This window comes from Aromatoleum sp. (genome assembly GCF_036675785.1).
GTDB lineage: Bacteria > Pseudomonadota > Gammaproteobacteria > Burkholderiales > Rhodocyclaceae > Aromatoleum.
In genome coordinates, this window is record NZ_JAKFEF010000053.1 from 1 (window position 1) to 20,941 (window position 20,941).

Annotated in this window: 17 protein-coding genes; 7 read left to right on the forward strand and 10 right to left on the reverse strand. The window is 69.8% G+C overall.

What is annotated here, in order from left to right; all coding sequences use genetic code 11:
• On the reverse strand, positions 1-5,796 hold a 5,796-nt coding region (locus V6M37_RS11185), incomplete at its 3' end, for a CHAT domain-containing protein (RefSeq protein ID WP_332673258.1).
• A 602-nt stretch (positions 5,797-6,398) separates the two neighbouring features.
• Between V6M37_RS11185 and V6M37_RS11190 the strand changes: the two genes are divergently transcribed.
• Positions 6,399-6,746, forward strand: coding sequence for an EF-hand domain-containing protein (locus tag V6M37_RS11190; protein ID WP_332673261.1), 348 nt, complete (start codon positions 6,399-6,401; stop codon positions 6,744-6,746).
• Positions 6,747-6,851: 105 nt separating this feature from the next.
• On the forward strand, positions 6,852-7,481 hold the full coding sequence (locus V6M37_RS11195) for an MlaC/ttg2D family ABC transporter substrate-binding protein (protein WP_332673263.1): 630 nt from the start codon (positions 6,852-6,854) through the stop codon (positions 7,479-7,481).
• A 159-nt stretch (positions 7,482-7,640) separates the two neighbouring features.
• Here V6M37_RS11195 and V6M37_RS11200 read toward each other — a convergent pair whose 3' ends face one another.
• Positions 7,641-8,135, reverse strand: coding sequence for a polyhydroxyalkanoate granule-associated phasin (locus V6M37_RS11200; RefSeq protein ID WP_332673266.1), 495 nt, complete (start codon positions 8,133-8,135; stop codon positions 7,641-7,643).
• Positions 8,136-8,437: 302 nt separating this feature from the next.
• On the opposite strand from V6M37_RS11200, the gene V6M37_RS11205 reads away from it, so the two are divergent.
• Positions 8,438-9,487, forward strand: a complete 1,050-nt coding sequence (locus V6M37_RS11205; RefSeq protein ID WP_332673268.1) for a DMT family transporter — start codon at positions 8,438-8,440, stop codon at positions 9,485-9,487.
• A gap of 60 nt (positions 9,488-9,547) precedes the next feature.
• Here V6M37_RS11205 and V6M37_RS11210 read toward each other — a convergent pair whose 3' ends face one another.
• Positions 9,548-10,717 carry an MFS transporter gene (locus tag V6M37_RS11210; protein WP_332673400.1) on the reverse strand — a complete coding sequence of 390 codons (1,170 nt, stop codon included), beginning with the start codon at positions 10,715-10,717 and terminating at the stop codon, positions 9,548-9,550.
• Between the two features lie 225 nt (positions 10,718-10,942).
• Here V6M37_RS11210 and V6M37_RS11215 point away from each other — a divergent pair, with 225 nt between their 5' ends.
• Positions 10,943-11,842 carry a LysR substrate-binding domain-containing protein gene (locus V6M37_RS11215; protein ID WP_332673270.1) on the forward strand — a complete coding sequence of 300 codons (900 nt, stop codon included), beginning with the start codon at positions 10,943-10,945 and terminating at the stop codon, positions 11,840-11,842.
• Positions 11,843-11,909: 67 nt separating this feature from the next.
• Here the strand turns inward: V6M37_RS11215 and V6M37_RS11220 are convergent, their stop codons facing one another.
• The 5 genes from V6M37_RS11220 to V6M37_RS11240 all read right to left on the reverse strand — a co-directional run bounded on the left by V6M37_RS11220 (position 11,910) and on the right by V6M37_RS11240 (position 15,773).
• A complete protein-coding gene (locus tag V6M37_RS11220; RefSeq protein ID WP_332673273.1) occupies positions 11,910-12,320 on the reverse strand; it encodes a GlcG/HbpS family heme-binding protein in 411 nt (136 codons plus the stop codon).
• A gap of 36 nt (positions 12,321-12,356) precedes the next feature.
• Positions 12,357-13,619 (reverse strand): glycerate kinase type-2 family protein, encoded by a 1,263-nt coding sequence (locus tag V6M37_RS11225; protein ID WP_332673276.1) that lies wholly within the window; start codon positions 13,617-13,619, stop codon positions 12,357-12,359.
• Between the two features lie 73 nt (positions 13,620-13,692).
• Complete coding sequence (gene hyi / locus V6M37_RS11230) at positions 13,693-14,472, reverse strand: hydroxypyruvate isomerase (RefSeq protein ID WP_332673278.1); 780 nt, start codon at positions 14,470-14,472, stop codon at positions 13,693-13,695.
• Positions 14,473-14,630: 158 nt separating this feature from the next.
• A complete protein-coding gene (locus tag V6M37_RS11235) occupies positions 14,631-15,290 on the reverse strand; it encodes a UdgX family uracil-DNA binding protein (protein WP_332673280.1) in 660 nt (219 codons plus the stop codon).
• Between the two features lie 12 nt (positions 15,291-15,302).
• Positions 15,303-15,773 (reverse strand): tellurite resistance TerB family protein, encoded by a 471-nt coding sequence (locus V6M37_RS11240; protein ID WP_332673282.1) that lies wholly within the window; start codon positions 15,771-15,773, stop codon positions 15,303-15,305.
• Between the two features lie 187 nt (positions 15,774-15,960).
• Here V6M37_RS11240 and trmA point away from each other — a divergent pair, with 187 nt between their 5' ends.
• On the forward strand, positions 15,961-17,049 hold the full coding sequence (trmA, locus tag V6M37_RS11245) for a tRNA (uridine(54)-C5)-methyltransferase TrmA (RefSeq protein WP_332673284.1): 1,089 nt from the start codon (positions 15,961-15,963) through the stop codon (positions 17,047-17,049).
• Here trmA and V6M37_RS11250 read toward each other — a convergent pair.
• Positions 17,046-17,795, reverse strand: coding sequence for a hypothetical protein (locus V6M37_RS11250; RefSeq protein ID WP_332673286.1), 750 nt, complete (start codon positions 17,793-17,795; stop codon positions 17,046-17,048). The genes trmA and V6M37_RS11250 overlap by 4 nt on opposite strands.
• 303 nt (positions 17,796-18,098) lie before the next feature.
• Here V6M37_RS11250 and V6M37_RS11255 point away from each other — a divergent pair, with 303 nt between their 5' ends.
• Together V6M37_RS11255 and V6M37_RS11260 are read left to right on the forward strand one after the other, a co-directional pair.
• A complete protein-coding gene (locus V6M37_RS11255) occupies positions 18,099-19,247 on the forward strand; it encodes an App1 family protein (RefSeq protein WP_332673287.1) in 1,149 nt (382 codons plus the stop codon).
• 149 nt (positions 19,248-19,396) lie between these two features.
• Positions 19,397-19,606, forward strand: coding sequence for a DUF1059 domain-containing protein (locus V6M37_RS11260; RefSeq protein WP_332673289.1), 210 nt, complete (start codon positions 19,397-19,399; stop codon positions 19,604-19,606).
• A 48-nt stretch (positions 19,607-19,654) separates the two neighbouring features.
• On the opposite strand, the gene gcvA is transcribed toward V6M37_RS11260, so the two are convergent.
• Positions 19,655-20,620: a transcriptional regulator GcvA gene (gene gcvA / locus V6M37_RS11265; RefSeq protein ID WP_332673291.1), complete on the reverse strand. Its 966-nt coding sequence runs from the start codon at positions 20,618-20,620 to the stop codon at positions 19,655-19,657.
• Positions 20,621-20,941: the final 321 nt, after the last annotated feature.

Genomic DNA, 20,941 nt, shown 5'->3' on the forward strand with positions numbered 1-20,941 from the left:
GAGGCGCGCAGCGAGCCTGTCGAGCAGGACGGCAAGCCCAGCGTCGCCGCGCCGGCCGCGCAGCGCGGCGAAGCGGGCGAGCAGGCGGATCTGCTTCACGACCGAGTCGAACTTGCGCGCGCTGCGCGGCACCTGCCCGACGGCGTCGCGGTAGATCCGTTCGAGGTCGTCGACATCCTTGTCGCGCAGACGGGCGAGCAGCCGCAGCGTGAGTTCGGCGTCGGCCGGTTTTACCGCGTCGAAGAAATCACCGGTGCCCGCGAACTGCCTGCGCGCCGCGTCGGCGGAGCGGGTCGCGAGTGCGGCGAGGCGTTCCCGCGCATCGTCCGCGTCGTCCGCGTCATCCGCCAGCAGCAGCCAGTCGAGCTGCAGCCGGTTTAGCGTGGCGTAGGGGTCGAACGTCGGCGAATCGGCGCTGCCCTCGCCGCAGGCGTAGGTGTCGCGGCTTTCGCGCAGCACGGTTTCGACCTTCGGCCACGGCGTGCCCGTCGCGGCGAGGATCGCCGCCCTGCGTTTCAGCGCGCTGCCGAGCACGCCGTACCGTTCCATGGCCACCGGCACGCCCGGCACCCCGCCCGGCGGGGCGCACAGGTCGATCAGGCCGCGCAGGCGGACGACCGCGCGGTCGATCAGCGCGAGCTCGCCGCGTGCTTCCCCGGTGCGCGCTTCGAGGTTCGCGAGCTGTTCGATGGTCCGGATCGGCACGCTTCCGCGTCGGTCCTCGACTTCGATCGCGCGGCAGTATGCCGCGCACGCGGGTTCGAATCCGTCCCCGCCGAGTTCGGCATAGACCGCGCCGATCGCCGCCTGCACTTCGGGCAGCGCCTGCCAGCCCTCCGGCGCCGAGCCGAGCAGCGCCGCAAGGCGGCGTTCGAGCATCGCCCGGTCGGCGTGTTCATGGCTCAGATCGAGCCGCGCGCCCGCGAGCGTGTTCAGCAACTCGGCCGGCGACACCATTCCGGCCGTGCCCCAGTCCGGCACGTCCTCGCCCGGCGGCTCCAGCATGTGCTCGGGCTCGCCGTAGGCCTGGTACGCGCCCCAAGTGTTGTACTGCGGAAACCGTTCCCAGGTCGCGCGCCGCGCCGAAAACACCGCGGCGCCGAACGGCTGGCCACGCGCGACGAAGGCGTCGAAGAAAGCCGTCGCGAAGACCGTCGCGGCTTCGTCGTTGACCTGCCAGCCGGCGACGACGACGCAGCGCACGCCGATCTCGATCAGCTCGCGCGCGAGGCTGTACGCGAGCCGGTTCGCGGTCTCGGGGCTCGCGCTCATCGCGCCGAGATGGCAGCAGTTGAGGAACACGAGTTCGGGCACGACTTCCATCTGCCCGATCTCTGCCGCGGTGAGCAGCAATCCGTCCGACAGCACGACGCCGCTGCGCGCCCGGCCGTCCCGCGCGACGACGCGGAACACGCCGTGCGCGGCGATCGCGAGGATGCGCCAGGCCTGTTGGAACAGGCGCGCGAAGACGTCGAGCGCTTCGAGGCCTTCGCCGTGGATGACTTCGTACCCGCATTGCAGCAGCAGGTCGCGGATCGCCGCCCCTTCCGCGGCGGCGCCGGGGAGGTCGGGAAGATGGTCGTCCTTGGTCGCGGGGGCGGGCAGGGCGGGGTCGCCGAACACCGACAGGTAGCCGCGCGTCGAGGGATTCGCGATGACGCACGCGACCTTGCGCGTGAGGATCATCGGATTGCGCCGGTAGCGCGTCGACTCGAACTTGCGCACCATCGCGGTCTTCAGCGCCATCGGCTGGTCGTCGGCCTGCAGCATCTCCCACGGCAGGTTCGCCGTGTAGCCGTCGACGACGAGGACGAGCTTTTCGGTGTCGCGCGCGGCGGCCTTGAAATCGAGCGGAATCATCAACTGGAACAGCGTCCGCGCGAGATCCGGGCTGTACTCGTCGCGGCGGATCGCGTTCTTCACGAGTGCTTCGATGAGCCCGGGCTGGCGCTGCTGGACGACGCTCTCGGCGCGCGCGCGCTCGGACAGGAAGACGTACTTGAGGCGGGCCGCGACCGGGCGGGACGGCGGCTGCAGCGCGCCACCCGGCAGCGGGGACGGACGCAGCCCGGCGTCGTCGGGCGCGGGGTCGAGCGCGTCGTCGAGGCGGTCGGCGTCGGTCACGATCAGCCGCGGCCAGTAGCCGAAACGCGCGAACACCGTGAGACGCGGGCGCGCCCCTTCGCCTTCGCGCAGTTCCTCGGCTGCCTCGATGCGCGCTTCGAGCCTGCGCAGGTCGCCGGCGATGCGCTCGGGCAGTTCGCGCACGGCGCGCGCGGCGGTGATCGCGGTGTCGAGAAACAGTTCGATCAGTTCGAGCCGTGCGACGCGCAACCGCGTGCGGGGCATCGCGTCGGCGAACTGCCGGTTCGCCGCGATCACGCCGCGCACGATCATCGCGATCGAGTCTTCGACGTTGATGTGCGCGGTCGAGTTGTAGCCGACGAGCAGGCTCGCGAGCGTCAGGTCGCCGTCGGACCCGTTCCCACCGGCGTCGTCCGCGCCCTGGCGATCGAGCGAGTGCAGCAGGAAGCGCAGCACGCCGGCGCGGACCGTCTCGCCGATGTCCATCGTCGTGAGCTCGCCGAAGCGACCGAGACCGACGATGACCGCGCCGCGGCCGGTGCCGCGCAGCCGGTCTTCGGACCCGCGCGCCTGCAGCACGATCGCGCTCGACCCGACGTCGCCGGCATAGACCCCGAGCCGCTCGCGCTGGCGCAGTGCCCCCTGCACGAGATAGCGGTCGATGCTCAATTCGGCGCCGGCGATCGGATCGCCGATGTAGTGGCCGCAGATCACCGGCTGCCGTGCGAAACGCAGGTCCATCGCGGTCACCGAGACCTGCAGCGACTGCACCGCGGCGGCGGGACGGCGCCGTGTCGGGCGCGTTCCGGCGATGCTGCGCGCGAGTTCTTCCTCGGTCGGCAGCACCGGCGGCGGCGCGTCGTAGCGGACCGTCGCCGCCGCCGCGCCGCGCGGCACCGGCACGCGGCCGAGCCGGGCCGTGGTGCCGGTTTCGAGCAGCTCGACGAGCGCCGGGAAGTGCTCGGGCGTGTCCGTGAGCCCGCCGTGGTCCGCCGGCATGAACCAGCACTGCGCGTCGGGCAGATTCGCGAGCCGCCCCGACGCCCAACTCACCGAGCCGTCGCCTTCGGGCGTGCCGACCATCTTCAGGCGGTCGCCGTCGAGCACGAGGCCGCAAGGTGTGTTCTCGGCCTTGCCGAACACGTAGTGGACGCGCTCGACCGGCTGCGGCGCGTCGTTCGTCGCGAGCAGACCCTGCCACAGCGCCAGGGCTTGCGCGACGGTCTCGGCGACGGGCGCGCCGGCAACGCGGTCGCCGAACCAGCGGTCGCGGTTGTGCTGCGCGAGCGCCGGCCACACCGCCGCGTCGAGATAGCTGCCTTCCCAGCTCGGGCCGCTGTCGACGAAATCCGGCCGCGGCAGCAACTGCAGCGCACCGGGAAAACCCGCGACGATATCGAGCACGCCCTGCAGGCCATGCGCGAGATCGAGGCGCGCGAGCTTGCGCATCGTGTCCGACTTGCCGAGCAGGGCCTCGACCATCAGGTGCGAGCCGTTGTTCGGCGTGCCGAGCATCACGAGCCGGCTGCCGGCGCGCCGCACGGCTTCGGCCCAGAGTTGCGGATGTTTCGCGATCATCGCGCGGGCGACGACGCCGCCCATGCTGTGCGCGAGCAGGCGCACCGGCTGGCTCGGGTGGTCCGCGAGCGCCCGTTTCAGGATGTCGGCGAGGCGGTCCGCGGCCGCGCCGTCGGCCTGCACCGGGCGCCGCCAGTCGTACGGGCAGCGGATAACGAAATGGCTCGCCGCGAGGTGTTCCGCGAGGTCGCCGTACGCCATGTCGAACAGGTCTTCCTCGCGCACGTCGGGCCGGTCGAAGCGGATCTTCGACAGGCCACCCGTTGCGAGGTCGAAGAAATCGAACCACACCCGGTCGCCGTCGCCGGGCGCGCGCTGCGCGGCGCGGATTTCGAGGTGCGAACCCATGATGCCCGGCAGCACGATCACGACCGGCCGCGTGTCGGGCATCGGGGCGGCACGAAGGGCGGCGCGGGTCCGCGCCGCCGCCGCGTCCGGTTCGTGACGGCGCGCGAGGGGGGCGAACGCGGGCAGCGCCGCCGGATCGTCGGCCGTCAGCCAGTCGCGCAACGCGCCGCGCGAAGTGCGGTTCGCGAAATAGCTGAAATGATTGACCGAAGCGCCCTGGTCGAAGAGGTAGCGGGCCTCGTTGCGCGCGGCGAGTCCGGCGTACATCGACTCGGTGTCGACGACGAGATCGTTGTCGACGCGGTCGAAGAACATCCAGTCCGTGAACCGCGCGCCGAGCCGCTTCAGCACGTTGCCGCCTTCGACGTCGCCGCTGACGATTGCCATCTCGACGCCCTGCTTGCGCTGCGCGCCGGCGAGCAGCGTGGCCATCGGCGCGTCGGTCAGCATCGCCTCGATGCCGGGCACGAGGCGTGGTTCGATCCGCTTGTCGGCGATCTCCAGCACGATTCGTTTGAGCGCGGACAGCGCCGCGCCGCCGGCCGGCCCGCTGACGGCGCCGACGAATCGCCCGGTCAGGCTCAGCAGCCCGGACAGGAAGACGTCAAGGTTGTCGGACAGCAGCAGCGTGCCGCGCGCCGGGCAGGCGACGCGCACGTAGCGCTCGATGCGGAAGTTCTTCGTTTCGAGCTCCCGGCGCAGCGCCCGCAGCGATTCCTGCTCGCGGGCGGCGACGAGGTCGCGAAGCTGCTTTTGCTGCGTCGTTTCGACGGTGTTCGGCGGCGGCGCGCGGCGGTACGCGGCGATCTCGGCGTCGGACAGGCCGGCGACGCACAGCAGGTCGCCGACGAGGCCGCCGCGCGAATGCGTGACAAGCGACAGCCGGGCCTCGGCCGGCAGCGCGCGGGCCAGCGCGAGCGCGTTGTCGATCGGGCTCTCGGAGAACGTCCGGTGTTCGAAGCCGAACATACGCTCGCCGAAGCGTCGCGCGAGCGGCTCCCAGTCGCCGGCGGCGCTGCCGCTGCGCAAGTCCTTGAAACTGCCGAGCGTGTGCGAGCCGGTGCCGTGAATGAAAAGCAGCATCGGAGCGTCCGCGCCGGCCGCGAGGCGCGCGTCCCCGGGCTCGCAGCGGTCCGACGCCGCGAGCGTGCCCCCATCGCGCCACTGGTAGATTCCGGGCTCGCCCGGCAGCCGGTTCTCGATTGCCCACATCAGCGCCTTCGCGCCGAGCCATGAAGCACCACCGGATGCGAGGTCACCCGCGGCTTCGCCGAGCCATTCGGCGAGCCACTCCGTCGCCTTGTCGAGCGCAGCGTCGGTGATCGCGTCGCTGCCCAACGACAGCACCGACATACCCGACCAGATCCAGTCCGTGATGCCGCGCGCGGCGGCGGTCGGATCGCGCAGCGCGCCGACGTCGATCGAGCCGTCGGCTCCGATCGCTTCGGGGTGTACGCGGGCGAGATCGTCGCGCAGCTTGTCGGCACGAATGAACACGCTCGTGCCGTCGTCCGCTTCGAAGGCGAGGAGCCGGTCGTCGCCGACCGCGGTCGTGGTTTCCGGCCCCCCGGCGCGGCCCGGCGCGACGAGGCTGAAACGTGCTTCGATCGTGAGGACGCGGTCGAGGAACGGGTCCGCAGCGCCGTCGGCCCGGCTTCCCGCCGACAGCGCATGCGGCAAGGCGTCGCGTGCGCCGGTCACGGGAAGGGGATTGCCCGGCAGCCGGAGCGCGATTTCGCCCGATTTCGTCATCGTCGGCATCAGGAGCCCGTCCGTCTTAGCCAAGCCTATTCCTAGCCGGGCGAAGCGCTCGGCCCGAACGGAATCCACTGGGCGAGGAAAAACGATTAGCCGCAACCAAATACCGTTCGCGCTGAGCCTGTCGAAGCCCGGCCAATGCCCTTCGACAGCTCAGGGCGAACGGTTGCATTTGATGCCACCCACATAGGCGTGCATTCGCAAAGGCGCCGTTCGGGGCCGCTGTTCCCGTTCTTTTCGACGATCTCGGTGTAGAAGGCCGCCCCGGCTTTGTCAAATCGCATACCGGCATGCAGGGGCGCTGGATCAGGTCGAGCAACACTGCCCGCGGGGCTTCGTCTTCGTTTTTTTCACGCGAGCCCGCGTATTTCTTGCTCCGGAGGCGCTGCGATGTCGTCGGCGGACGACACGCGCTTTTGCCGCGCTTTGCGCTCGCGGAGGCGGCATCGCAGGGCGGGGCGTCGGGGGCCGGCGACAGGTTTGCCGCACCGGTCATGTTCCATGAATTCCCCGGAATCCTCGAAACCCGCGCCGGGAAAGGCGCTCCGGGGAGCTGGCATCGCGGTTGCGTTACCGTGCCCAGCCGGTTATCGAACGGCTGCTCGATGCAAACCGATAGGAGATGGACGATGAAACGCAAGCTCACTCTCACGGCACTGGTGATCGCTGCTTCGCTGCCTATGGCGGTCTTGGCGCAGGGCGGCTACCAGGATTCGACTCCTCGCACCGACTCGGCCCAACCGCAGGGAACCCCGGGCGGATCGACGACGCCGGATGCGACCGGCACGATGAAGAGCGGCGATACGTCGTCGATGTTCAAGGAACTCGATCGTGACAAGGACGGACAGATCAGCAAGGACGAGGCCAAGCGCTCGGCCGACATGCAGGCGCGCTTCGATGAGATCGACGCCAACCGCGACGGCAAGGTGTCGATGAACGAGTGGAACAGCAGCCCCAAGAGGAAGGTGATGCCGTAAGCGACTGAGCCCTCAGCGTCGCATCCGCGCGGAGCGACTCGCGCCGCGCGGCTCCCTTCCCCGGGAGAGGACCGCGCGGCGCCCAAGGCCAGGAGGAGCACCACGATGACCGTATTTGCCCGCCTGTTGTTTTCAGCGTTGCTGCTGTTCGCAGGGACCCCCGCCGCGGCCCAGGAGCGCGCGCCGGACGAACTGGTGAAGAGCGTCACCGAGGAAGTCCTGGCGATTCTTCGCGAGGACCGCCAGATCCAGGCCGGCGACACGAAGCGCGCCGCCGAACTGATCGAAACCCGGATCGCCCCGCATTTCGATTTTCCGCGGATCACGGCGCTCGCCGTCGGCCGCGCGTGGGCGCAGGCGGACGCCGCTCAGCGCGAGGCGTTGACGGACGAGTTTCGTCAGCTTCTCGTCCGCACGTACGCGAATTCGCTGACGCGCTACCGCGACCAGACCGTGACGTTCAAACCGGTGCGTCCGGGCAGCGACGCGAACGAAGTCAGGGTCGACAGCCAGATCAACCAGCCCGGTGGCCAGCCGGTCGCGCTCGACTACCACTTGGCGCGCAGCGCCAACGGGTGGAAGGTCATCGACGTCGCGGTCGCCAACGTCAGCCTCGTGACGAGCTACCGCAGCAGCTTCGCGTCGGAGGTCAGCAGTGGCGGCATCGACGGGTTGTTGAAGGCGCTGCAGGCGAAGAACCGCGAGGGGCAGGCGTCCGTCCGGTCACCGGGTTGAGCGAGGGCCGGGTGATGAATTCCCTGTGGCCCTGCCGGATGTCTCCGGCGCAGTGGCACGCGAGCCGACACGAGTCGCAGCCGGAAGCCGACGCCGTGCGGCGCGTGCAGCGAGTCGGCCGCCACCATTGCGGCGACCGCAAAGCCGGCAGCCCGAGTCTTAACGCGTGCCCAGGCGGCGCGCGTTCGCGGTCGCCCTGGCGTGGATCGGCTTGAGGACGGAGTGGGCGAGCCGGGCCGCCGAGCCCGCGAAACCCGTCGCGCCGAATGCCGGTGCGCGCATCGCGTCGAAAAGCGCCGCCTGGCGTTCGAACGATGCCGCGAGTGACGGGCTGGTCGCGAGCGACCACATCGCGCTCGCGCCCGCGAACATCTGCGTCGACGCCTCGGTCCACAGGCGGCCGTTGATCCGAATCAGCCGTTCGGTCATCGCCCGCGCCGACTCCGTCGCAGCTTCGATCTTCTCCTGTCCCATCAACGTGAATTCCCGCTGGTCGTGTTCGCTCGGGCTCAAGCCCGCGCCGGCGATCCGCGTAGTCCGATGTCCGATCACCTGGGCGGAGGCGACCATCATCTCCGCGGTCTTGAGCGCGAGGTTCGTCCATTGCAGCAACGGATCGGCGGAGAGGCCACGGGTTTGCAATCGTGTCGTCAAAAGTTTTTTCTACCTGCAAATGCGGAAGTCGCCGCGATCCGCGACGCGGACCAGGGATTCCTCGTGGAAAATTCACGGAAACGCACGCGGGCGCCGCGGCGTCCGAGAAGGGTAGCAGGAAAGCCGGCTCCCCGATGCGTCGCTTTGTAAAGCGCTCGGCGCGACCCGGTGCTTGACCTTGTCCGCAGCGGACAGGCATCGTCCGGCGCGACGCGAGCGAAAGAGGGGCGAAGAGCGATGCGGGAGTTCCGGGGTGCAGCGAACAGGCCGCGGAGTGCTCGCGCTGCCGCGTCGACAGGATCATGAGCCCGACCGTCATCGCCTGCACGCCCGGCGTCCGCGCCGCGCTGCTTGCCGCATTGCTGTTCGGCGCGGGAACGCCGCTCGCGAAGCGGCTGCTCGACGGCGTCGGCCCGTGGCTGCTCGCGGGCTTGCTGTACCTCGGATCGGGGATCGGGCTATGGCTCTACCGCGCCGCATCGCGGCAGCCGGCGGTGCGGCTCGCGCGGGGCGAGGTAAGTTGGTTCGTCGCGGCGATCGCGGCGGGCGGCGTCGCCGGGCCGGTGCTGCTGATGTTCGGGCTCGCGGGAATGCCCGCATCGGGCGCCTCGCTGCTGCTCAACGCCGAAGGGGTGTTCACCGCGCTGCTCGCGTGGTTCGTGTTCGGCGAAAGCGTCGACCGCCGCATCGCGCTCGGCATGTTCGCGATCGTCGCCGGCGCGCTCGTCCTGGCGTGGCCGGGCGAGGCGCAGTTCGCCGGGCTCGTGCCGACGCTGCTGATCCTCGGCGCCTGCCTCGCGTGGGGCCTCGACAACAACTTCACCCGCAAGGTGTCGCTCGCCGATGCGACGTGGGTCGCGTCGGTGAAAGGACTCGCGGCGGGCGTCGTCAATCTCGGACTGGCCTTGGCGATCGGCGCCGAACTGCCCCCGCCTGCGCAAGCTGTCGCCGCAATGGGCGTCGGCCTGCTCGCGTACGGCGTGAGCCTCGCGCTTTTCGTCGTCGGCCTGCGCGAACTCGGCACGGCCCGCTCCGGGGCGTATTTCAGCGTCGCGCCGTTTTTCGGCGCGCTGCTCGCGGTGCTGCTCGGCGAGCCGCTGGCGCCCCAACTCGTCGCCGCTGGCCTGTTGATGGCCCTCGGTGTCTGGTTGCACCTGACCGAGCGGCACGAGCACGAGCATCAGCACGAGGCGATCGCGCACGACCATCTGCACGTCCACGACGAACACCACCGTCACGATCACGATTTCGACTGGGACGGCCGTGAGCCGCACCGCCATCCGCATCGGCACGAACCGCTGCGCCACACGCACGCGCACTTCCCCGACGCGCATCACCGGCATCGGCATTGAAACGCGAAAATCCCGGGGCGAAGGCGCGGTGACGAAGCGGGGCGGCGCGCGCGGCCCGGGTTACGAGCCGGTATTCAAAGCCGGTCGCGCCGGTGCGGCGATCGGCTGCAGGTTCCGAAGTTGCCACGCGGCGGCGAGGGCGAGCGCCGTCGCGGCCGCGAGGGCGGTGACGAGGCCGGGCCATGCGCCGTGCTCCCACGCGAGGCCCGAAAGGGTGCCGATGACGCTCGCGCCGAGGTAGTAGCTGCACAGGTACAGGGCCGAGCCGAGCGCACGCCGCTCGCCGGCGCGCCGGCCGACCCAGCCACTCGCGGCGGTGTGCGCGCCGAAGTAGCCGAAGGTGAGGCCGCCGACGCCGAGGATCACCAGCGCGAGATGGTCGGACAGCGTGACGGCGAGGCCGGCGACGCTGGCGACGATCATCGACCACAGGACCTTGCGCCGGCCGATGCGGTCGACGAGCCGGCCGGTCCACGCCGACGAGAGCGTGCCGACAAAATACAGCAGGAACACCGCGCCGATCGCGGTCTGCCCCAGCGAGTACGGCGGCAGGTGCAGGCGGAAGCCGAGGTAGTTGTAGAGGCTGGTGAAGGCTCCCATCATCAGGAAGGCGATCGCAAACAGCGAGCGCTGGGCCCGGTCGGCGAAGAGCGCGGCGGTATCGCGCGCGACGGCGGCGATGCTGACGGCGCGTTGGCGGAACTGGCGCGATCGCGGCAGCGCATGGCAGAACAACAGGGCGGCAAGTACGGCGAGCACGCCGAGCACCGCGAGGGCGACCCGCCACGACGTCCAGTCGGTGAGCGTCGCAACGAGGAAGCGGCCGCTCATGCCGCCGAGCGAGTTGCCGGCAATGAGCAGTCCCATCGCCCGCCCTTGCGCGCCCGGCGCGACTTCCTCGCCGATGTAGGCCATCGCCGCGGCCGGCAGGCCGGCGAGAACGGCGCCGAGCAACACGCGCAGCATGAGCAATTGCCCGAAATCCGCCGCGAATGCGGTCGCCAGCGCGACGACGGCGGCGAGCACGAGCGCGGTTTTCATGACGCGCTCGCGGCCGTAGCGGTCGGACAGCACGCTCGCTGGGATCAGCATCGCCGCGAGCGCGGCGGTGCCGGCGGCGACCGACAGGCTCGCGCTCGTCGGCGCGACCGCGAAGTCCGCGGACAGGCGCGGCAGGATCGGCTGCGTCGCGTAGAGCGTCGAGAACGTCGCGAAACCGCCGACGAACATCGCGAGGTTCACGCGGCGAAACGCGGACGTGCCGGCTTCGATGCGGGCGTCCGGGTCGCAGGCAACGGCGGCGCCGGCGCGGGCTGCGGCACTGGCGATCGGAAGGTCGGGGAGGTCGGTTTTCAACATATCGAACTCGCGTAAGGTCTGGAAAGCATCCTAGGTTGCCTCTCGACTATCTGTCCAATATATTGAAATGGTGAAAACCATATACGAAAGCAAGCTATGGAATTGCGCCACCTGCGCTACTTCGTCGCCGTCGCCGAAGAGCTGAACTTCACGCGCGCGGCCGAGCGCATGCATATCGGCCAGCCTCCGCTGTCGATGCAGATTCGCGATCTGGAGGAAGAGGTCGGCACTCCGCTGTTCGACCGCGAAAAGCGGCGTGTCACGCTGACCGAGGCCGGCAAACGGTTTCTCGATCACGCTCGCCGGATCCTCGAGCAGTCGCGCGCGGCAGTCGAGGAGGCCCGGCGCGCGGGCCGCGGCGAGGCCGGCGAACTCCGGATCGGCTTCGCGTCGTCGCTCGCATACACGTCGACCCTTGCCGACACGCTCTACCGTTACCGTCAGCGCTACCCGAACGTGGCGCTGCAATTGCGCGAGATGTTCACGCTCGACCAACTGGCCGCGCTCGCGCGGCGCGAGCTCGACGTCGGGTTCGTGCGCCATGGCGGGCTGGAAGTGCCGGCCGGGGTCGGCGTGCGCGAGATCGGGCGCGACCCCTTGCGGCTCGTCGTCAATGCGGCGCATCCCCACGCCGGCGCGGGCGCGGTGTCGCTCGACCAGTTTCGCGACGACGGCTTCATCGCGTTTCCTCCGGACGTCGGCTCCGGTTTGCCATTCGTGCTCGAACGGTTGTGCCGCAGCGCAGGGTTCGAGCCGCGCATAGTGCAGACCGCGCGCGAAGCGACGACGCAGATCGGCCTTGTCGGGGCCGGCCTCGGCGTCGCGATGCTGCCCGGTCCGCTCGAATGCGTCAGGCTGCCGCGCGTGCGTTACCTGGCGTTGCTCGACGAGGGCGCGTATTTCTCGCTCGCGATCGCCGCGGCGGAGCGCACGCCGAGCCCGCTGCTCGCCGGTTTCCTCGCGGTGCTCGACGAGGTCGCGGTGAAATCCATGTGAGGTCGGCAGCGACACTCGGGCAAGCGGCGGGCCCCCGCGTCGAGGCAGGCGCGCCGTAGCGGGCGCTTTATCCGCCGGTGCCGGTCAAGGCCGCGATGCCGGCGCGCGCGACTTGCGCGTCCTCGCCCGCCTTGACCCCCGACACGCCGACCGCGCCGACGATGACGCCTTCGACGACGATCGGCTCACCGCCTTCGAGCGGCACCACCGGCATCGCCAGCGCGGCGTAGCGGCCGTTGTTCACCATGTCTTCGAACGCCTTGCTCGGTTTGCCGGTCATCACGCAGGTGCGCGCCTTCTCCGGTGCGACCTGGGTACTCATCAACGGCGCACCGTCCATGCGCTGCAGCCAAAGCGCATGGCCGCCGGCGTCGCAGATCGCGATGCTGACCGCCCAGCCGTTCCGGTTCGCCTCGGCCTCGGCGGCCGCGGCGATCCGCTTCGCATCATCGAGCGTCAGTGCCTTGATCGTTCTCATTTCTCGTTTCTCCTTAAGGGGTTGGGGCATCCGGAGTCATAGGACGAGTATCGCGCGGAAATCGTTGACGTTCGTCAGCGTCGGTCCGGTCACGAGCGAATCGCCGAGCGCCTCGAAAAAGCCGTGGCCGTCGTTCGCGTCAAGCCGTTCGCGCGGGTTCATCTGCCGCGCCCACGCGCGGGCGAGCGTGTCGGGCGCGACGAAGGCGCCGGCGATCTCCTGCTGGCCGTCGACGCCGTCGGTGTCACCGGCGAGCGCATGGATGCCCGGCTCGCCGTAGAGCGCGATCGCGAGCGACAGCAGGAATTCGACGTTGCGCCCGCCGCGCCCGTCGCCGCGCACCGTGACCGTCGTCTCGCCGCCGGACAGCAGCACGCACGGCGGCGCGACCGGCTGGCGGTGGCGGCGGACCTGGTGCGCGATCGCGGCGATGACCTTGCCGACCTCGCGCGCCTCGCCTTCGATCGCGTCGCCGAGCACGAGCGGCGTGAAGCCGGCAGCGGCGGCGACGTCCGCGGCCGCCTGCAAGGCCATCTGCGGCGTCGAGATGAGCGTCGTCGCCACGCGCGCGAGCCGCGGATCGGCGGGCTCGACGCTTTCGCCACGACCCGTTTCGAGCAGGTCGCGCGCCGCGGCGGGCAGGTCGATGCGGTAGCGGCGGACGATGTCGAGCGCGTCGGCGCAGCGCGTCGGGTCCCCGACGGTCGGGCCGGACGCGATGTTCGCCGGATCGTCGCCGGGCACGTCCGAAATCAGCAGATTGACGACGCGCGCCGGATGGCACGCGGCGGCGAGCCGTCCGCCCTTGATCGCCGACAGGTGCCGGCGCACGCAGTTCATCTCCGAGATCGTCGCGCCCGACTGCAGCAGGGCGCGATTGACCGCCTGCTTGTCGCTGAGCGCGAGGCCCGCGGCCGGCAGCGGCAGCAGCGCCGAGCCGCCGCCCGAGATCAGGCAGATCACGAGATCGTCCTCGCCGAGCCCCTGGACGAGTTCGAGCATCCGCCGCGCAGCCGCTTCGCCGGCCGCGTCCGGTACCGGGTGCGCAGCCTCGACGATCTCGATCCGCTCGCACGGCACCGCGTGGCCGTAGCGAGTGACGACGAGGCCGGAGAGCGCACCCGCCCAGTGGCGTTCGAGCGCGCGCGCCATCGCCGCCGACGCCTTCCCCGCGCCGATCACGAGCGTGCGGCCTTTCGGCGGTGGAGGAAGGTGGCGCGGAAGGCAGCGCTCCGGCTGCGCGGCGGCGACCGCGGCGGCGAACAGGCGTGCGAGGAGTTCGCGGGGAGTGTCAGGCATCGCGGCGTTCTCTTTGCGTTAAACCCTAAGGGAAATACATCGGTTCGCTGGGGCTGTCGAAGGAACGCGGTGTTCAGCGTGTGAACCGCTCGATCCAGCCCAGGCCGTCGGCCGTCGTCCCGGTCGGCCGGTATTCGCAGCCGACCCAGCCGTCGTAACCGAGGCGGTCGATGTGGTCGAACAGACGGCGCCAGTCGATCTCGCCGGTGCCCGGTTCATTGCGGCCGGGGTGGTCGGCGAGCTGCATGTGCGCAATCTTCGGCAGAAAACGGGCGATCGTCGCCGCGAGCTCGTCTCCCATCCGCTGGGCGTGATAGATGTCGTACTGGATGAAGAGGTTGTCCGCGCCGACCTCGTCGAGGAGCCGCGCGACCTGATCGGTGCGGCTCAGGTAGAAGCCCGCAATGTCGAACGTGTTGATCGGCTCGACGAGCAGCCGGATGCCGGCGGCGGCGAGTTTCGGCGCCGCGAAGCGCAGGTTGTCGACGAAGGTCGCGTGCACCCGCTCCGCATCGACGCCGGCCGGCACGATGCCGGCGAGGCAGTTCAACTGCTTGCAGCCGAGCGCCTGCGCGTAGTCGATCGCGCGTCCGACGCCGTCCTGGAACTCGCCGACGCGGTCCGGGTGGCACGCGATACCGCGTTCGCCGCGGTCCCAGTCGCCCGCCGGCAGGTTGTGGAGCACCAGCACGAGCCCGGCGCGGTCGAGCCGCTCGGCGAGCGCTTCCGTCGGGAACGCGTAGGGGAGCTGGCATTCGACCGCCTCGAAGCCCGCGCTCGCCGCTGCGTCGAAGCGGTCGAGAAAACCGACCTCGTTGAACAGCATCGTCAGGTTGGCGGCGAACTTCGGCATTTTTCGTCTCCTGTGTCTTGGGCCGGGCGCCGCGGGTGCGCGGTGCCGCGCAGCGGCGCGCGAACGGCGCGGCCATGGATCGGGTGTTGCTTCCGATGCCTGCCGGGCGGCGCGTTTCGCGGTCGGGGACCGGCGGACTGCGGAGCGGGGCGTGGATTTTACGCGGGTCCGCGCGCCGGGGGAGGAGACTCCCCCGCGGCTTTCCGCAGGTCGTCGACAAATTCGTCGAACGCGCGGGCGCGCGCGTCGGGGTCGGGCATGCGCAGCAGCGAGGACGGATGGACCGTCGCGACGACGCGCTCGGCGAGGTCGGACCGGACCGGTTCGCCGCGATGCAGGGTCACGCGGAAACCCGGACCGAGCACGGACTTCGCAGCGGTCGCGCCGAGCAGGATCACGACGCGCGGCCGGACCCGCTCGATCTCCGCGCGCAGCCACGGCGCGCACGCGCGTACTTCGATGATCTTCGGCGTCTGGTGCAGCCGCTTGTGGCCGCGCACGACGCTCCACTTGAAGTGCTTCACCGCGTTCGTGACGTAAACGCGCGAGCGGTCGATGCCGGCTTCGGCGAGCGCCTTGTCGAGCAGCCGCCCGGCCGGGCCGACGAAGGGTTGCCCCGCGCGGTCCTCGGCGTCGCCGGGTTGCTCGCCGACGAGCATCACCGGGGCGTCGTCCGGCCCTTCGCCGAATACCGTCTGCGTCGCGTTCTTGTAAAGATCGCAGCCGGTGCAGTGCCCGGCCGCCTCGCGCAGCTCGTCGAGCGACGCGTCCGGGCGGATGAACGGCGCCGCGGTCTTTTCCGCATCCTTGCCGGTCATGCCGATCCCCGTTCATTCGCCCGCGTCGATCCGCTCGCGCGCGCGCTGCTTCGCGGCGACGTAGTCGGCATGCGGAATGTGGAGGAGGTCGCCGAGCCGGCGCATCAGATGATTTTCGTGGTGGCTGAGGTGGCCGTCGGCGAGCGCGACCTGCCACAGGAACTCGACGATCCGCAGCTTCCGCTCGGCGCTGAACCCCTTGTTGATCCGCGACGTGAAACGGTGGAAATCGGTCGCGTTGGTCGCTTCGGTTTCCGCGAGCTCGACGAGGCGCGCGAGTTCGTCGTCGGCGAGGTCGAACTTCGTGCGCAGCGCCGCGAGCACCGCCTGCCGCTCCCGCGGGCCGACTTCCGAATCGCTGCGCATCACCTCGACGAGCAGGACCGCCGTCGCGAGTTGCAGCGCGTGCGCACTTTCCATTTCGTTCGCGGACGGCGCGGCGTCGAACAGGTTGCGGAACAGGTCGTTGAGCGTACGAAGCATCGGCAAGTCTCCGGTGACGGCGCGGTCGCGCCCGGTCGTTTTCGTGAGGACAACGGCCGGACGGGAAGGTGCAAAATCGCGCGCGGTTCTGCGTTGGGACGAACGCGCGTATATTTCGCCGCTCGCTTCGCGCCGGCTCCGCAAACGACGCGCAGGCGACCGTCCCGGCCTCTTCGTCACGCCTACCATGCCCCTGCCCAGCATCGACCCCGCCCTTTACTCGTCCCAGCTCGCCGAAAAGGTGGCCGGGTTCAAGCGCGCGTTCGCGCCCTTCGCCGTTCCCGAGCCCGCGGTGTTCGCGTCGGCCCCGATGCATTACCGGCTGCGCGCGGAGTTCCGGATGTGGCACGACGGCGACCGCGTCGATTACGCGATGTTCGACCCCGCGGACCCGAAGCAACCGGTCGCGATCGACACCTTTCCGGCCGCCGCCGAGCCGATCTGCGCGCTGATGCCGCGCCTGCGCGAACGGCTGCAGCGCGACGAAATCCTGAAACGCCGGCTGTTCCAGGTGGATTTTCTCGCGACCCTGAGCGGCGAGCTGATGGTGACCCTCGTCTATCACCGCCCGCTCGATGAGAGCTGGGAAGCGGCCGCGCGCGGACTCGCCGCCGACTTCGGCGTGCAGTTGATCGGGCGCAGCCGCAAGCAGAAGATCGTGCTCGACCGCGACTGGGTGCTCGAGGAGTTCGAACTCGGGGACCGGCGGCTGCGCTACAAGCAGATCGAGGGCAGCTTCACGCAGCCCAACGGCGGCGTGAACCGGCAGATGCTCGGCTGGGCAAGCGCGCAGGCGGCGGGGCTCGGCGGCGACCTGCTCGAACTCTATTGCGGCAACGGCAATTTCACGGTTGCGCTGGCGCCGCTGTTCGGTCAGGTGCTGGCGACCGAAGTCAGCAAGTCGTCGGTGCACGCGGCGCATTACAACCTCGACGCGAACGGCATCGACAACGTCGCGATGCTGCGGATGTCGAGCGACGAGATCAGCGGCGCGCTCGCGCGCGTGCGCGAATTCCGCCGCCTGAAGGACCTTGACCTCGACGGCTATCGCTTCTCGACGCTGTTCGTCGATCCGCCGCGCAGCGGCCTCGACGACGCGACCGTGGACCTCGCGTGCCGCTTCGACCGCGTGCTGTACGTCTCTTGCAATCCGCAGACGCTGCACGACAACGTCGCCGCGCTGCAGGACACGCATCGCATCGCCGCCGCCGCGGTGTTCGACCAGTTCCCGTACACGCACCACCTCGAATGCGGACTGCTGCTCGCCCGACGCTAAGCACGAATCCGGACGCGTCGCCGGGCGGTTGACGCTTCACGCCGCCGCGGGTCCCGAAGCAGCGTTCGCCGGCTCGCGGCCCATAGCGCGAGGATGCCCGTCGCCGCGAGCACGAGCGCGTGCGGCTCGGGGAGCGCAGCGGCGGGCAGCGCGATCCTCACGCTCGTGAACTCCACCGCCATGTTGAGCTGGCTCAACTCGATCATCCCCTCTGCGCTCTCGATGTCGGCGAAGGCGAGCAGCTGCACCGGCGCGTCGAGCGATTCGACGAAGGCGCGATGCCAGAACGGCACCCCGTCCGGCGGCGAGAACAGGAGTTCGTAGGTCAGGAACACGAACGCCTCGCCGCTCATGACCAGGTCGAAGCTGTAGCGGTAGCGGTTGAACGCGACCGACGAAATGGATTGCGAGTTCGCAAACGGCTTCAGCGTCAGTGCGTCGCCGTTGCCGAAACGCATTGAAACCGGACCGATCGGGCCGAACTCTTCGGGGCTCGTGCTGGGGATGGCGGCGGAGAAGAATTCGGTTCCGACGAAGTAGTCCGGGGCGAGGGTGCCGTTCGGCGCCACCGTGTCGGCAAACGACGGCTGACTCGGGCCGTCGTTCAGGTCGTGCGAGATCGCGACCGTCCCGCGCACCGGCGGATCGAACGCCGCCTCGAATTCGCCTCTCAGGTCGAAGCGCAATAGCGCCGCGTGTGCCGGCAGGACGACGAAGAGGAAGACCAGGGACAGGACGTGATTCATGTCGCACCTCGCGCCTAAGCCGCCAGTCAATCTGGCACCCGAGGGGGGGGCCGTTCAAGGTCGATCGGCGCCCGCGCGGCCGGGGGAACCGGCTCGCGGCGGGTTCCCGCAAGTCCCGCGCAATCACGTCGCCATGTCAGGCCCGAGCCGCTGCGGGAACGTGCGTTGCAAGGCGCGGCGGTCTGGGCGGGCGACGTCGACGGCGGTTTTTCGCGTTGCGGCGGCAGGAACTGAAGCCCCCGAATCGACGAACCCCGAAGATTTTTTGGACCTGGTCCGGATGCAGCGGACGAGAGAATCGGAATGAATGCGCCGCGCCGTCTTCATGGTTTCCTGAGCCGCGCCGACCGGCTCGCGGCGCATACGCGCGTGCGGGTGCGCCGCCTGTTGCCGCCACGCGGCCCATTCATCATCGCCGCCTACGCCGGGTACGGGACGCAGGAATGCGTGCTGATCCAGGGCCGCGTTCTGAAGGACGAGGCTTTCGCGGTGCCTACGCCGAACGACCGCACGCTGCGCAACCTGATCGAGCTGTACAAGCGGCTCGAGACCGATGAAGTGCCGGGCGCCGGGTTGCGGGTGCGCTTCGCCGGCCTCGACGAGCCCCTCGTCGCCGACGCGGAAGGGCACTTCAGCGTCGAGCTGTCGCCGGCCGTGCCGCTGGAACGCAGTGGCTGGCATGAAGCCGAACTCGAACTCGTCAGCCCCGTGCCGCGGTCTGCCGGGGTGCGCGTCGCGGCGCCGGTTCTCGTGCCGCCGCCGACGGCCCGCTTCGGCGTCATCAGCGACATCGACGACACCGTCGTGTGGACGAACGTCCGCAACAAGCTGCGCATGCTGATGCTGCTGATTCGCTCGAACGCGCACACGCGCAAGCCGTTCAAGGGCGTCGCGGCGTTCTATCGCGCGCTCGCCGACGGCGCCGGCGGCGACGAAGGCAATCCGATCTTCTACGTCTCGGGCAGCCCGTGGAATCTTTACACGCCGCTGGTCGAGTTCCTGCGCCTGCAGGACATCCCCGCCGGGCCGCTGCTGCTGCGCGACTTCAGCAGGCAGTCGCTGCTGTCGTCGCGCCACCAGCACCGGCACAAGCTCGAAAACATCGAGCGCATCCTGCGACGCTTTCCGGACCTGCCGTTCGTGCTGATCGGCGACAGCGGCGAGAAGGATCCCGAGGTTTACGCCGAAATCGTCCACGCACATCCGGGCAGGATCCGCGCGATCTATATCCGCAGCGTGAATCCCGACCCGGGGCGCGTCGAGGCGATCGACCGGCTGATCGACGAGGTCCGGCACACCGGCGCCCAGCTCGTCCTCGCGCCGGATACCGAGTTCGCGGCGGTGCACGCCGCAGCCCAGGGCCTGATCGCGCCGGCCTCGCTGGCCGCGGTGCGCGCCGATAAACGGGAGGACCAGGACGCACCGACGATCGCGGGGCGGGCCGGCATCTGAGCGCCGCGGCGGCCGAATTTCCGATTGCCCTCTGCCCTGATGCGACCTATAGGGAAATAAGGGAGTGTGAAGGACTTGCGATCCGCGTCCGCCAAATGCCCGACAACGACAACGCGCGGCACGAGCCCGCTTTCTCGAAGGAGCTCGCCATGACGAGGAAATACATCGATTGCCGCGAATATCCGAGCGCGACGAACTGCACCGTCGCGGTGTCGGCCGACACCGACGACGAACTCGTCGAGGCTGCGGCGCAGCACGCGGTCGCGGTGCATGGTCACGAGGACACCCCGGAACTGCGCACCTGGCTGCGCGGCGCGATCAAAAGCGGCTCGCCGCCGGAGGAGCAAAAGGCGGCGTGAAGTCGGTTCGTCGATCGATCTGAGCGGACGCGGGGAGCGACGCGGCGTTCAGTCCGTCGTGCCGCCCGTGTCCGCGGCCTCGGCGAGCAGCCAGGCCCGGAACGCCTCGATCGCCGGACGGTGCGAAATCGATTCGCGCATCACGAGGAAGTACGAAAGCGCCGACGGCAGCGCGAGGTCGAACGGGATCACGAGGCTGCCATTGGCGACGCGCGCTTCGACGAGCGGTTTCGACGCCAGCGCGATCCCTTGGCCGGCGAGCGCGGCGTCGATCGCGAGCACCGCGTTCGAGAAACGCGGGCCGCGACTCGCGTCGACGCCGCTCACGCCGGCGCGCCGCAGCCACTGCCCCCAGCCGGAGCGCGACCGCCCGCCGTGCACCTGCTCGTGCAGCGTCTCGTCGTGGATCAGCGTGAAGCGCCGGAGCTCGCGCGGCGCCGTCAGCGCCGCGAGGCCCGGCAGCGACGGCGCGCAAACCGGCACGTAGTCGGGCGTGAAGACGCGTTCGACGCGGTAGCCGGGATAGTCCCCCTGACCGTACAGGATCGCGACTTTGCTGCTCGGGTCGCGCGAGTCATCGTCCTTTTCGAGCACCGCCGCCTCGCCGCGCCGGTGGATCGTGTCCGCCGTGCTCGCGAGGCGCAGTTCGATGTCGGGGTGCGCCCCCGAGAAGCGCGCCAGGCGCGGCACGAGCCAGTGGCTCGCGAACGATGGTGGCGCGATGACCGTCAGCGGAACGGCCGCACGCTCCCGCGTCGCCTCGACCGCCGCGTCGAAGCACTCGAAGCCTTCACGCACTTTGGGCAGCATCGCCGCGCCCTGCTCGGTCAGTTCCAGCGCGCGGGTCATGCGGCGGAAGAGCGGGACGCCGAGCCAGTCCTCGAGCGCCTTGATCTGCTGGCTCACCGCTGCGGGCGTCACGTGGAGTTCCTCGGCCGCCTTCTTGAAGCTCAGGCGGCGCGCGGCCGCTTCGAAGGTGCGCAGCAGGGCGAGGCCGGGCAAACGGTACTTCATCGTTCGATGGTTAACTGGGGCTAATGCATCGCATCATAAATCGTCGTTTGTGAGCGGGCAAAGCGCTGACTAGACTCGCTACCAATGCATCGGTCCTGACCGGCGGCCCTCTCCCTCCTCTGTCGTCGGCCGGATACGACCGAGCGCAGCGCGCACTGCCCCGCCCGGGTGGTGCGCGATTCCCGTACAAGCTAGAAGAAGCGGCCCGATGCCTCGCCACAAGCGATGACATCGAGCGGTCGCTCGCGACCCGCAGCAGCGGGACCTTTCGCCCGTCCGCGTTCCGTCCCCGGCAACGCCGATGCGGGCTGTCTGGAGACG